The 13643-nt window shown below is 64.1% G+C and carries 12 protein-coding genes; 4 read left to right on the top strand and 8 right to left on the bottom strand.

All coding sequences use genetic code 11. The features are described 5' to 3' along the window. Positions 1 to 207 precede the first annotated feature (207 nt). Positions 208 to 990 (bottom strand): glucose 1-dehydrogenase, encoded by a 783-nt coding sequence (locus GGD40_RS01210; protein WP_179704183.1) that lies wholly within the window; start codon positions 988 to 990, stop codon positions 208 to 210. Positions 991 to 1140: 150 nt separating this feature from the next. Between GGD40_RS01210 and GGD40_RS01205 the strand changes: the two genes are divergently transcribed. After that, positions 1141 to 2073, top strand: a complete 933-nt coding sequence (locus tag GGD40_RS01205) for a LysR family transcriptional regulator (protein ID WP_179742547.1) — start codon at positions 1141 to 1143, stop codon at positions 2071 to 2073. Positions 2074 to 2190: 117 nt separating this feature from the next. On the opposite strand, the gene GGD40_RS01200 is transcribed toward GGD40_RS01205, so the two are convergent. After that, a complete protein-coding gene (locus GGD40_RS01200) occupies positions 2191 to 3222 on the bottom strand; it encodes a GGDEF domain-containing protein (protein WP_373565244.1) in 1032 nt (343 codons plus the stop codon). 265 nt (positions 3223 to 3487) lie between these two features. Between GGD40_RS01200 and GGD40_RS01195 the strand changes: the two genes are divergently transcribed. Together GGD40_RS01195 and GGD40_RS01190 are read left to right on the top strand one after the other, a co-directional pair. After that, positions 3488 to 4684 carry an amidohydrolase family protein gene (locus GGD40_RS01195; RefSeq protein ID WP_179742546.1) on the top strand — a complete coding sequence of 399 codons (1197 nt, stop codon included), beginning with the start codon at positions 3488 to 3490 and terminating at the stop codon, positions 4682 to 4684. Positions 4685 to 4707: 23 nt separating this feature from the next. Beyond that, complete coding sequence (locus tag GGD40_RS01190) at positions 4708 to 5649, top strand: LysR family transcriptional regulator (protein ID WP_179742545.1); 942 nt, start codon at positions 4708 to 4710, stop codon at positions 5647 to 5649. A gap of 36 nt (positions 5650 to 5685) precedes the next feature. On the opposite strand, the gene phnX is transcribed toward GGD40_RS01190, so the two are convergent. After that, a complete protein-coding gene (phnX, locus tag GGD40_RS01185; protein WP_179742544.1) occupies positions 5686 to 6489 on the bottom strand; it encodes a phosphonoacetaldehyde hydrolase in 804 nt (267 codons plus the stop codon). A gap of 95 nt (positions 6490 to 6584) precedes the next feature. Further along, positions 6585 to 7811 (bottom strand): 2-aminoethylphosphonate--pyruvate transaminase, encoded by a 1227-nt coding sequence (locus GGD40_RS01180; RefSeq protein WP_179742543.1) that lies wholly within the window; start codon positions 7809 to 7811, stop codon positions 6585 to 6587. Between the two features lie 119 nt (positions 7812 to 7930). Between GGD40_RS01180 and GGD40_RS01175 the strand changes: the two genes are divergently transcribed. Further along, entirely contained in the window at positions 7931 to 8812 is an 882-nt protein-coding gene (locus tag GGD40_RS01175; protein WP_179742542.1) for a LysR substrate-binding domain-containing protein, read from the top strand. A 62-nt stretch (positions 8813 to 8874) separates the two neighbouring features. Here GGD40_RS01175 and GGD40_RS01170 read toward each other — a convergent pair whose 3' ends face one another. The 4 genes from GGD40_RS01170 to GGD40_RS01155 all read right to left on the bottom strand — a co-directional run bounded on the left by GGD40_RS01170 (position 8875) and on the right by GGD40_RS01155 (position 13515). Beyond that, positions 8875 to 9627 carry a glucose 1-dehydrogenase gene (locus GGD40_RS01170; RefSeq protein ID WP_179704167.1) on the bottom strand — a complete coding sequence of 251 codons (753 nt, stop codon included), beginning with the start codon at positions 9625 to 9627 and terminating at the stop codon, positions 8875 to 8877. 234 nt (positions 9628 to 9861) lie between these two features. Then, entirely contained in the window at positions 9862 to 10884 is a 1023-nt protein-coding gene (locus tag GGD40_RS01165) for a histone deacetylase family protein (protein WP_179742541.1), read from the bottom strand. A gap of 53 nt (positions 10885 to 10937) precedes the next feature. After that, positions 10938 to 12185 (bottom strand): Zn-dependent hydrolase, encoded by a 1248-nt coding sequence (locus GGD40_RS01160; protein ID WP_179742540.1) that lies wholly within the window; start codon positions 12183 to 12185, stop codon positions 10938 to 10940. A 19-nt stretch (positions 12186 to 12204) separates the two neighbouring features. Continuing rightward, the gene (locus tag GGD40_RS01155) at positions 12205 to 13515 is read right to left on the bottom strand and encodes an MFS transporter (protein ID WP_179704161.1); all 1311 of its coding nucleotides are present in this window, start codon (positions 13513 to 13515) and stop codon (positions 12205 to 12207) included. Positions 13516 to 13643: the final 128 nt, after the last annotated feature.

The raw sequence follows: 13643 nt of genomic DNA, 5'->3' as shown, positions 1-13643 counted from the left end.
GAGCGAGGCGACAAGAACGCCTGCACGCGCCGTGGCGAATCGTGTTCTGTACGAGGCCGTATTCGCCAACCGTCCACCGAACCCTCCGGCACCCGGATTAACCAGATCGAACATCTTGACGCTCCGCGTTAGCGCATGGATAGCAGGCGCCCATGCTAGCCATCGCGGCGGCGAAAAACCATGAGACCGATGTTCGCATCCATCGCCTTACACCTGCGCCATGCCGCCATCCACGAACAACTCGATCCCCGTGATGTAGCTCGCGTCATCGGAAGCTAAAAACGACACCGCCTTGGCGATCTCATCCGCTTCGCCGACGCGGCCCAGCGGCGTCGTGTCGCTGACATGCTGCCGATAACCCTCGATCTGCTCGTCGCTCATCTTCAGTTCGGTTTTATAGGCGGGCGTCACCACCACACCCGGCGCGACCACATTGACGCGAATATCGCGCCCCTTCAGATCCGACGCCCACGTCCGCGCAAACGAACGCAACGCAGCCTTGGTCGCGGCATACACGCCAAAGGCCGGCACGCCCTGAATCGACGTGATCGAGCCCGTCAGCACGATCGCACTGCCCGGCTTCATCAGCGGCAGCGCTTTCTGCACCGTGAACAACGTGCCTTTGACGTTGATATCGAAGTACTTGTCGAACTGTTCCTCCGTAATCGCGCCGAGCGGGGAAAACTCGCCGCCGCCCGCATTCGCGAACAGAATATCGAGCCGCTGATGCGCGGCCTGCACCGTGCTGAACATGCGGTCGAGGTCGGCGGCCGACGCGATATCCGCGCGAATCGCCACGGCGCCGTGACCGATCTGCTCGACCGCGGCGTCGAGTTCGGCCTGACGGCGGCCGGTGATAAAAACCTTCGCCCCTTCCTGCGCGAAACGCATTGCGGCCGCAAGGCCGATACCGCTGCTGCCGCCGGTCACGAGCGCGATCTTGCCGGCATGTTTGCGGGCGTTGACGTTTTCAAGTGTGGACTTGTTCATGGAAAGCTCCTGGGTGACATCCGTTGAGTTCGTTAATTCGTTGAGGTCGCTTGACCCTTGACGTCAGCTTATTTGATGCGCACAGGGAGATAAATAGCTATGCTGTGGTTTCTTTATCCACCACTGTGGATAATCAATCGGAACCGGACCATGGATCATTTGCAGGCAATCCGCATCTTCGCGCGCGTGGTGGAAACCGGCGGCTTCAGTCGCGCGGCGCAGTCGCTGCAAATGCCCAACGCCACGGTCAGCAAGTGGGTCAAATCGCTTGAAGATCACCTCGGCGTCAAACTCCTTGAACGCAGCACGCGCAGCGTCAACGTCACGACCGACGGCGCCGCGTATTACGAGCGCACCCGGCATCTGCTCAGCGAACTCGACGATATCGAGGCGACGCTCGGCCGCGATCGCGCGAGTCCACGCGGCGCGTTGCGGGTGGATAGCGGCGGCTCGACCGCGAGCGGCATTCTGATTCCGGCGCTGCCTGGGTTTTGCGTGCGTTATCCGGACATTCAGGTGCAGTTGAGCGTGACGGACCGCACGGCGGATCTGATCGCCGAGAACATCGACTGCGCGATTCGCAGCACGGCGAATGACCCGGCGCTGGTCACACAGGCCATCGGCACGCTGCGCTGGACCACCTGCGCGAGTCCGGCGTATCTGGCCGAACATGGCACACCGTTGCATCCGCAACAGATCGTCGACGACCGTCATGCCGTGGTCAGCTATTTTTCCGCGAGTACGGGGCTTATCCAGCCGCTGCAATTCGCCAGCGCGGGCGATGGCGATGGCGATGGCGATGGCGAACCCATCGTGCTCGAAGGCGTGCGCAATCCAGTGATGGTGAGCGAAAGCAATGCGCACCTGGCCACCGCGCTAGCTGGCCTGGGCATTGTTCATACGTTGGATTTCATGGTGCGGCCCGCTATCGCGCGAGGCGAGCTGCTGCCGATTCTGGCGGACTACCGGCGTCCGCCGCTGGAGGTCTATCTCGCGTATCCGCCGAGCCGGCGTTACAGCACGAAGCTGCGGGTGTTCGCCGACTGGGTCAAACAGGTTTACGCGAACGTTCGGGAGAGTTGATCGCGGCGGCGGCGCAGCGCTGCGTTAAGTGCGGATCGGGTTGCCCGCGCCGCACTACGCACTACGCACCGGGCACCGGGCACCAGGCACCAGGCGCTAGGCGCTAGGCGCTAGGCGCTAGGCCATCGTCACCAGATTCCGCCCCGCATGTTTCGACCGATACAGCGCCCGGTCCGCGCTCGCGAAACCATCCCGATGCGCGGCCCGCGAGCTTTCGTTGATTCGCGTCATCGCGCCGCCCACGCTCACCGTCACCACGCCCAACGGCGACGCGCGATGTTCGATCGCCAGATCGACCACGCCCTGCCGCAACGTTTCCAGCGTGCCCTGCAGCGCCGCCGGTTCCGCGTGCAGCACCAGCAGACCGAACTCCTCGCCACCCATGCGTCCGGCGATGATGCCGTCGCCATCGGCTGCGGCCTGCATCACCGACGCGACCTTGCGCAGGCAGTGATCGCCCGCCTGGTGACCATACGTGTCGTTGTATTGCTTGAACCAGTCCACGTCGACCACCACCGAACCCATCACGTCGCCATCGCGCGCTTCTTTCCAGCGGCGCGCAATGCTCTCCAGCAGGAAGCGGCGGTTATACAACTGCGTCAGCGGATCGATCGCGGTGGCCGTGCGCATCTTCAGATCGTTTTCGATCATCGCGCGCAGGTGGTAGAACACGCCGCGTTGGCCCTCGTTGAGCCGGCCCGGCGACGGGTCCATCGCGCACAACGCGCCGACGATCTCGCCGTTCGGCGCGCGCAACGCGATCGCCGCGTAAAAGCGCACGAACGGATGACGCTGCACCAGCATGCACTCGCCGAAGCGGGCGTCGTCGTGCGCATCTTCGATAACGAACAGGTCCGCGTCGCGCACCGCGTAGTCCGCGAGCGAGCGCGCGCGCGTGACGAGCGGCATCGCCATGCCGACTTCGGCGCGGTAGTGCTGGTGTTCCTCGTCGAGCAGCGTGATCGCGGTAATCGCCGCGCCGGTTACGCTCTTCAGGATTTCGGCCGCGTGCGTGAAGCACTCGCGCATCACCTGATCGTCATGCAACAGCCACTCGATCACCGACGATTCCACCTCGGGTTCGCCCGCGATGGACGGATCGACCGCCATCCGGCTGGACAAACGGTCGTTACTGTAAGCGACTTGCACGGCTGGGTTCCCGAATTTGATTTGCATGTGTGTCAACGGCATGGACACGCGAAACTTGAGCGCCTGTAACGGTTTGCAACGAGTTTTCGCGGGTCGGCGGCGAAACGTCCAGGCGGATCGGCCCGCGGCGTCAGGAAGTACAATTCACCCGCCGGACGTGCGCCGCCCTCGCCTGCACAACAAACAGGCAGCGCACTCTTTCAGCAGACCATTGCTTATCGCCGACGCGCGCCCGGATCACGCGCATCGCAGCCGACCCGCTCTCATGACCACGACCACCCACGCTTTGCTCATCACCGATGTCCGTCTGCCAGACGGCGCCCGCGTCGACGTGTCGATCACCGACGGCCGCATTGCGGCGCTCGGCCCGAACCTGCCGCGCGAGCCCGGCGTGATGCTGGAAGACGGCGCGGGCGCGTTGCTGCTGCCCGGTTTCGTCGAAGGTCATACGCATCTGGACAAAACGCATTGGGGCTTGCCGTGGTATCGCAACGAGGTCGGCCCGAAGCTGACCGACCGGATCGAGAACGAACGGCGGTTCCGCGCGCAAGGCGATCACGACGCGGGCGTGCAGTCGCTCGCGCTCGCCCGTGCGTTCCTGCAGGCGGGTACGACGCGTTTGCGCACGCACGTGGATATCGATACCGACGCGGGGCTGCGTCATCTTGAAGGCGTGCTCGCCACGCGCGATGCGTTGCGCGAGGTGCTGGAGATGCAGATCGTTGCGTTTCCGCAATCGGGCGTACTCGGGCGTCCCGGCACCGGCGCATTGCTCGGGCAGGCGCTGGACGCAGGCGCGGACGTGCTGGGCGCGCTCGATCCCGCGCTGATCGACGGCGATCCGGTGGCGTCGCTCGACTTGACGTTCGAGCTCGCGCAGCGTCATCAGAAGCCGATCGACATTCACTTGCACGAGCCCGGCGAAGTCGGCGCATTCACGCTCGGGCTGCTGCTCGATCGCGTCGCCGCGCTCGGCATGCAAGGGCGCGTGGTGGTCAGCCATGCGTTCTGTCTCGGTGCGCTGCCCGAGCGCGAACGCGACGCGTTGCTCGCGCGCCTCGCCGATCTGCGTGTCGCGCTGTTGACCACGGCCCCCGCTTCGACGCCGGTGCCGCCGCTGAAAGCCTGCCTTGAAAAAGGCGTCACGCTGTTCGGCGGCAACGACGGCATACGCGATACCTGGACGCCTTATGGCTCGCCGGACATGCTCGAACGCGCGATGCTGATCGCGATGCGCTACGACCTGCGTCGTGACGACGAGCTGGCCATCGCGTTCGATTGCGTCAGCACGACGGCCGCGCGCGCTTGCGGCTTCACCGACTACGGCCTGTATGCCGGCGCCCGCGCCGATCTGGTGCTGGTCGACGCGGACACGCTCGCGCAGGCGATCGTCGCGCGGCCCGCTCGCAAACTGGTGGTGGCGAACGGACGGATCGTCGCCCGCCACGACACGCACGCTTAAACGACACCGCTTTTCGCACTGACATGATCAATCTCTTTCAGGCCATGCAGGCCTTCGTCAAAGTCGCCGAAGCGGGCAGCTTCGCGCAGGCCGCCGAGCAACTCAACGTCTCGACCTCCGTGGTGACGCGCCACGTGTCGAGCCTTGAAAAACACCTCGGTATCCGGCTGTTCCAGCGCACTACCCGCAAAGTCGTGCTGACCGAAGCCGGCGCGGATTACGCGGACGGTTGCCGCGTGGTGATGTCGGAACTGGAAGAAGTCGAATCGCGCGCGACCACTACGTCGAAGGAAGTCGTGGGCGATCTGCGTATCGTGGCGCTCGGCAGCTTCTCGCTGTTCCGGCTCACGCCGCTGTTCGCGGAATATCAGGCGAAGTTTCCGCAGGTGAATCTGCGCGTCACGCTCACCGAGAAACGGGTCGACCTGCTTGAAGGGGGATTCGATGTGGGGATCGTCACCGAACATATGATCCGTTCGGAGTCGTTGGTGGTGCGGCGTCTGATCAACTCGCACGCGGTGCCGGTGGCGGCGGCCGCGTATCTGGCGCAGGCGGGCCAGCCGAAAACGCCGGCCGATCTGGCGCGGCATCGCGTGATTGCCGCCGCGCTCGACACCAGTCCGCAGACGTGGGTGTTCAGCCATAGCGGTGACAACGGCAAACACGGTAACAACGGCACTGCGAACGGCACTGCGGGCAACGAAGAAAGCATCGCGCTCGATGCGTCGTTCACGGTCAACAGCATGATCATGCAAAAGCAGGCCACGCTAGGCGCGATGGGCATTGCGCTGCTGCCGCTCGAAATGGTCGCCGACGAATTGCGCAGCGGCACCCTCGTGCGCGTGCTCGACGACTACGCGGTCACCAACGGCGACGTGGCCGTCTCGCTCGTGTACCCCAGCCGCGAATTCGTGCCGCGCAAGATTCGCGAGTTTATCGATCTGGCGGTGGGGTTTTTCAAGTGAGCGCCTGACTCACAAAGCCAGCCGCTCAAGGACCGCTTACGGCCGCTCGCCGCGCTCCAGCCGCGCCTCGATCTCATAGACCACCGGCATCAGATCCGCGACGCTATCGATCACATAATGCGCACCGGCCGACCGCAGCTTCTCAATCGCCGCCTGGCGCCGCCAGGCGAACTCGTCCGGCGCCAGGGCCTTGACGTCATTTTCGGCCATGCCGAACGCGTTGCCGCTCACCGCGACACCGACCGCCCACGTGCCGCCGTTGATCCCTTCTTCAATGCCGACCTCGGTGTCGTCCACCTTGATCGCCTCTTTGGCGCGCCACACGCCGAGCGCGGGCAAGGTCTTGTAGATCATGTACGGTGACGGCCGGCCTTCCGGCGTATCGCCGGTGCAGACGATACTGTCCGGCGAAAAGCCCTGCTCGGCCGCGCCCGGCACGATCTCGGCCATGATCTCGCGGGTGTAGCCGGTGGTCGTGCCGATGCGGATATCGTCGCCGCGCAGCGCGCTCGCCACGGCCGCGACGCCCGGAATCACCGAGCTGTAGCTCGCCGCCACCGCGATGTTCTTCGGCACGAATACGTCGTACACCGCGTCGATATCCGCTTCGCCCGGCGCGTGGCCATACTTGTCCGCCCACGCCTGCGCGACGCGCGGCAATGCCATCAGCGCCGCGATATGCGGGCGCTTGGCCATGCCCATCGGACCGCGTGCTTCGTCGATCGAGATCGCCACGCCGAACTGTTCGAAGGTCTCGACGAAGGCGCCCATCGGGGCGAGAGAACCATAGTCGACCACCGTGCCGGCCCAGTCGAAAATCACTGCTTTGACGTGTTTCATTTCACTTCGATCCTTTGATATTGCCCAGCCGCGCGCAACGTGCCGCGCGGTTGATGACCCGCTATCCTCGCGTGTTCCGCCGACGTCCGGCGCATTCAGTCCGCGTCCGCCAACGCCTTGCGTTCTTCGAGCGCGGCGGCCGGCGGCTCCGCGCCCGGCACGCCCATCTCTCGCAGCGAACTGGCGCAAGCCCGCACCACGGCGCGCATGACATGCTCATCCACCTGACCGATACAGCCGATGCGGAAGCTGTCCGCCACCGTCAATTTGCCCGGATAGATGATGAAACCCTGCTGCTTCATCGACTCGTAAAAGCGCTCGAAGCGGAACGACGGATGCGCCGGCGCAAAAAACGTCACGATGATCGGCGAGCGCCAGCGCGCGTTCAGCAGCGGCTCGAAACCGAGCTTGCCCATGCCGGCGACCAGCACGTCGCGATTGTTCGCGTAACGCGCGAGGCGGCCGGCCTGGCCGCCTTCGAGCTTATGCAGGCGCAGCGCTTCGATAAACGCGGCCACGGTGTGCGTGGGCGGCGTAAAGCGCCACTGCCCGGTGCGGTTCATCACGTCCCACTGATCGTAGACGTCGAGCGCGAGCGAATGGCTGCGGCCCTTCGCTTCCTGCAACGCGCTTTTACGAGCGATCACGAAGCCGAACCCCGGCACGCCTTCGATACATTTATTCGCCGACGAGACGAACGCCTCGCACGGAATCTGCCGCACGTCGAGCGGCACCGCGCCGAATGCGCTCATCGAGTCGATCAGCAGTTTGCGGCCCTGCTTCGCGGTGGCGGCGGCGATCTCTTCAATGGGATTGAGAATTCCCGAGCTGGTCTCGCAATGCACCGCGACCACATGCGTGATGCTCGAATCAGCGGCCAGCAGACGTTCGACTTCGGCGCCGCGCGGCGGCAGATAGTCGCCCTTGTCGAGCACGGTGGCCGTGCGGCCGAGATAGCCGAGCGTGGTGGCGATGCGCTTGCCGTACGCGCCGTTGGCGAGCACCAGCGCATGGCCGTCGCGCGGAATCAGGCTGCCGAGCATCGCCTCGACGCAGTAGCTGCCGCTGCCTTGCAGCGGCACGCAATCGTAGTCGCCCGCGGTATCGCCCGCGATCTCCAGCAGGCCGGCGCGCAACTGTGCGGTCATGGCGCGGAAGTCGCCATCCCACGAGCCCCAGTCGCGCAGCATCGCCTCTTTGGTCGAGAGCGCCGTGGTGAGCGGACCCGGCGTCAACAGATACGGCTCGCCTTTGGCCGGCACCGCACACGTGAAGGTCTCTGCCGGGGACGCTGCGATAGGACGGTCGATCACCCTGTGCATGGCCGGAATCTCCGATAACGCTGTTTCGATGACTGACACAGTAGCGAAACTTGGTCCATCGGTAAAATCGATATAATCGATGCATGTATCGTAAAAACTTATCACTCAGCGAGGCACACGTGCAATACGCGCAATTGCGGGCGTTTCATGCGGTCGCGGAACACGGCGGTTTTTCGAAAGCGGCGCAGGCGCTATCGCTCACGCAGCCGGCGGTGTCGGACCACGTGCGGCGGCTGGAGCAGGAATACGGCGTCAAACTGTTCGAGCGCGGACCGCGCGGCGTCGACACCACGGAACTCGGTCTGCGTCTGTTCGCGGTGACGCGGCATATGCTGAGTTGCGAGCGCGACGCGCGGCAATTACTCGAATCGGCGGGCGGGCTGGAGTCCGGGTCGCTCTCGATCGTGGCCGACGCACCCGATCTGGCGGTCGCGCTGATCGGCGCGTTTCGCAAGCTGCATCCAGGAATCGTCGTGACGCTGTCGATCGCCAACGCGGCGGATTGCATGCAGCGCGTGCTGTCGAGCGCGGTGGACGCCGCCATTACCGCCGCGCCGCAAGTCCACAGCCGGCTGGAGGCGCGGGTGTTGCGGCGCGATCCGCTGGTGGCGATGGTCCCGGCGAATTATCCGGCGGCGAAGAAACGCAAGCTGAGCTACGCGGAACTGGTCCGGCAGCCGATGATTTTTCGCGAGCCGCAATCCGTCACGCAGCAGTTGCTCGAAACCGAGCTGGTGCGCGAGTCTTTGCAGGTGGAACCGGTGATGTATGTGGACGGCCGCGAAGCGCTTGAAGAAGCCGTCGCGCAAGGGCTAGGCGTGGGGGTGATCGCGCGCGCGGAATTCAAGGAGTCGCGGCGGATCCGCATGGTCCCGCTGCAGGATTGCCAGGTGCGGATGATCGAATCGCTGACACGACTCGCCGAGCGGCCGGGATCGAACCTGCTCGATGCGTTGTTCGCGGTGGAGTTGCCGGAACCGGCGCCGCATGTGGCGGGATAGCGCGAAAGAACAGCGGCGGCGCCGAGACGTTTAAGAACCTAACGTCTCAGCGCCGCATCCGCTTAACGCGAGCCGCCGCTCGCAATCAGACTTTCACCCGTCACCCAGCGCGCGTCGTTCGACACGAGGAACGTCACCACGTCGGCGATATCTTCCGGCTGGCCGATGCGACCGAGCGGCGTCGTGCTGAGCGCCCACGCTTCGAAATCGGAGTCAGCGCCGGTAATGCCCGCACTATGCGTGCCTTCGGTCGCGACCATGCCCGGATTCACCGAGTTCACGCGGATCTTGCGCGGACCGAGTTCGCGCGCGAGCGCGCCGGTAATGCCGTCCACCGCGCCCTTGGTCGCGGTATAAACCGCGCTGCCCGCCGGCGTGATACGGCTCACCACCGAACTCACGTTGACGATGCTGCCGCCTTCGCCGATATGCTTGACGGCCGCCTGCGTGACCAGCAACACACCCAGCACGTTGACGTTGAAGTGCTTATGGAAATGCTCTTCGGTGATTTCTTCGATCGGTGCGAACGCGTACACGCCCGAGTTGTTGACCAGAATGTCCAGACGGCCATACGTTTCGACCGCCGCGTCGACGATACCTTGCGCGTCGGCCGCTTTGGACACGTCGCCGCCCACCGCCACGGCCTTACCGCCCGACGCCGTGATCGCGGCGACGACGTCGTCGGCACCCGCCTTGCTCGACGCATAGTTGACCACCACCGACGCGCCTTGCGCAGCCAACGCCTTCGCAATGGCCGCGCCGATACCTTTCGATGCGCCAGTTACAACTGCAACCTTACCTGTGAGCTTGCTCATGATCGTTTCCTTTAACTGGGTTTCGCGCCGGCCGGTTGCCGCGAAGAGTCGCGGTACTGACCCCGATGAAGCCGGAGATGCAATGGCGCTGTCACTGGAAGCAATGTAGGCGGGTATGCGTCGCGGATAAAGCGGTTGTAAACGAACAGATACGTCGCTTGAGCAGAACAATCGGAAACGGGTGGCGCAAGCGTTACGCGTTGCGCCCGGAAAAATGTTATCGATCCGATTACATTAACGCATCGAAGCAAAGCCGCCGAAGAACGAACGCGCATTCGCATCCAGCGTTTCGATGTGATAGCCGCCTTCCTGCACGATCAGCGTGGGTAGTTTCAATCCGCCGAGCTTGCTGCCTAATTCGCCGAAACCTTCGGTCGTCACGGCCACCATTGCTTGCGGGTCGTCCTTGTAGATGTCGAAGCCGAGCGCGACCACCAGCACATCCGGTTGAAAACGCGCGAGCGCGCCCAGCGCGGTATCGAATTGCTCGAAGAACACCGCTTCCGGCGAACCGTGCGGCATCGGCAGATTGACGTTGTAGCCCTCGCCTTGCGCCGTGCCGCGTTCGTCGTCGAAACCTGCGACCACCGGATAGAAATTGGTCGGGTCGCCATGAATCGACACATACAGCACGTCGTCGCGGTCGTAGAAAATCTCCTGAATTCCCTGCCCGTGGTGCATGTCGGTATCGAGAATCGCCACGCGTCCATACCGTTTGCGCAGCGCCTGTGCGGCAACGGCCGCATTGTTCAGATAGCAAAAACCACCGGCCGCTTCGGCGCGCGCATGATGCCCCGGCGGACGGCACAACGCGTACGCTTCGCCCGCGCCGTCGAGCAACGCCTGCGCACCGGCCAGCGCGCTTTGTGCGGACCAGTAGGCCGATTCGTACGTGTGCTCGCCGACCGGGCAACTGCCATCGGCCAGATAACGCGCGGCTTGCGCAAGCACGCCGCGCAGCGGATTGTTCTCGCGGATATACACGTTCGACATCACTTCGTCGCCCCACTCCGCGGGCATCTTTTTCCACTCTCGGTGTGCTTCTTCGAGAAAGCGCAGATAGTTCATGCCATGCACGGCAGCGAGCGGCGCGCTGCCGAAATCGGCCGGCTCACGCACGTCGAAGCCGAGTTTTTTTGCCGCCTCGACGAGCCGCAACGCGCGCTCGGGGACTTCCTGCGGCGTGCGCATCTGGCCGCGCGACAGATAGCTGCGCGGATGATGCTTCAACTGCGCCGGATGAAAAAACGTCTGCATCGTGAGATTCCTTGGTTCAGGCGGGTTCAAGCGGGTTCAGGCATTCAGATGTTTCATGCAAGCACCGGCGCGGCCACTTTCGCGCGCGCCAGCACCGCATTGAGCAACACATTCGCGCCGGCGGTCACATCGGCGGGCAACGCGTCTTCGGCTTCGTTGTGCGAGAGACCGTCCACGCACGGAATGAAGACCATCGCGGTCGGCACGTGGCGCGCCAGATGAATCGCATCATGCCCCGCACCGCTGACGATACGCTCATAGGTATAGCCGAGCTGCCGCGTGGCGTCCTCGACCAGCGCCACGCAGGCCGGATCGAACGGCGTCGCGGGACTGGTCCAGTAGGTCGAGATCGACGCTTGCACACCGCGCTGCGCGGCGACGCGCTCGAAGGCGGCGCGCACGTCGCGCTCCATCGCGTCGATCTTCGTGTCGTCGGGATGACGCAGGTCGACGGTGAACGCCACCTTGCCCGCAATCGTATTGCGCGACGAATTCGGCACGTCGATCTGGCCGATCGTGACTAGCCCCTGAGGCGCGTAACGCCCGGCGAGGGCTTCGAGTTCGAGCGCCATCGCCGAGGCTGCGAAGAACGCGTCCTTGCGGTAAGGCATCGGCGTAGTGCCCGCATGCGCGGCGATGCCGGTCACTTCGATATCGAGCCAGCGGATCGATTGCCCGCCGGTCACGACGCCAATCGGATGACCGTGGCTTTCGAGAATCGGCCCCTGTTCGATATGGGCCTCGAAATAGGCTTCGACGTCGTGCGTCGTCAATTGTTTGGCGTCGCTCGTGCAGCCGCACGCTTCGAGCGCTTCGGCGAGCGTCACGCCTTGCGCGTCCTGCGTGCGCAACGCGTCGACCAACGGCGTCGCGCCGACGAACACCGCGGAGCCCAGCATTGCCGGCGTGAAACGCGCGCCTTCCTCGTTGGTCCACGACACGACCTCGATCGGATGGTGCGTGTGGATCCCCTGTTCATTCAGCGAGCGCACGACTTCGAGACCGGCCAGCACGCCATACACACCGTCGAAACGGCCGCCCTCGGGTTGCGTATCCAGGTGGCTGCCGATCAGGATCGGCTTCGCATCCGCATCCGTGCCTTCACGGCGCGCGAACAGGTTGCCGACCGCATCGGAGCGCATCGTCATGCCGGCCGCTTCGCACCATTCGGCGAACCGCGCGCGGCCGCGCCGATCTTCCTCCGTCAGCGCCAGCCGGCGCACGCCGCCACGCGCGGTCGCGCCCACTTGCGCCATCTCCATCAAACTCGCCCACAGGCGTTGTCCATCGACTTTCAACATCGCGATTGTCCTCTTCGATTCAACGTGCCGGCAGCGCTTCGGGCGCATCCGCGCGGCGGTGCTTGAGCGCATCGAGCGCGACGATGCACGACAGCGAGATGCCCGCGAGACACGTATAAAACACCGCCAGCGGCCACCATTGCCCAACGAACTTGTGCGCGAGCCAGGTGCCCGCGAGCGGCGTCAAACCACCGGCAATCGCGCCGCACACCTGGTACGACAATGAGATCGCGGAATAACGCACGCGCACCGGAAACACACCGCTGACAAAGCCCGCGATCACCGAATAAAAGCTTGCCATGCATACCACCGCCAGCGCGATACCGACGATCATCGAACCGCGGTTGCCGCTCTGTACGAGCGTGAACATCGGATACGGCGACAGCATCGCGGCGAACGCGGCAAGCTTCAGGAAACGCGCAGCGCCGAGTTTCTCAGCGAGCAAAGCGGCGAGCGGCTGCACCAGAAACTGGATGATCGCCACCGCGAACAGACAATCGAGAATCAGCGACTTCGACACGCCGACGTTCTGCGTGGTGTACGAAATCATGAACGTGTTGGTGAAATACACGCCGGCAATCCCGATAGTATTCGCGCCGATACACAACGCGACGAGCGCGCCGGACGAGCGGAACACCTCGGCGATAGGCAACTCGACGGTGCGCTTCGCCGCTTTCTCGCGCGCGAATTCCGGCGACTCGTTCACGCCCATCCGGATGAAAATGCCGACCGCGAGCAGTACCGCGCTCGCCAGAAACGGCAGACGCCAACCGTAGGCTAGAAAATCGTCGTGCGGCATGGCGGTCACGGCGCGAAACGCGATCAGCGACAGAATCAGGCCGGCCGGACTGCCCAGTTGCGCGAACGACGCGAAGAACGTGCGCCGCCCTTGCGGCGCGTGTTCGCCCGCCATCAGCACGGCGCCGCCCCATTCGCCACCCACCGCGATGCCCTGCACCACCCGCAGCAACACCAGCAGCACGGGCGCCAGCATGCCGACCTTCGTGTACGCCGGCAGCAGACCGACGCACACGGTCGCCACGCCCATCATCATCAGCGTGGTCATCAGCGCCTTCTTGCGGCCGATCCGGTCGCCCAGGTGGCCGAAAATCACGCCGCCCAGCGGCCGCGCGAAGAAGCCGACCGCGAAGGTCGCGAACGACGCCATGGTGCTGACGAACGGATCGTGCGACGGGAAATACAACTCGCCGAACACCAGCGCGGCGGCCGTGGCGTAGATATAAAAGTCGTACCACTCGATCATGGTGCCGATGAAAGCGGCGCTGGCCGCTCGCACGGGCTGGCGGGTCGGGGCGGTCGAAGGGTTCATGGCGGCTCCTCAGTTGTTATTCCGGATGGATATCTGTCGAGGGCTTTTATCGCCATCCATAAAACATTAGTCAAATTTCGGTTTATTATCTTGACTATAAATCTGGCTTATACCTCGCTAGTACCTTG

It is taken from the genome of Paraburkholderia bryophila (genome assembly GCF_013409255.1).
In the GTDB taxonomy this organism is placed as follows: Bacteria; Pseudomonadota; Gammaproteobacteria; order Burkholderiales; family Burkholderiaceae; genus Paraburkholderia.
This window is presented reverse-complemented; position numbering and strand designations above follow the sequence as displayed.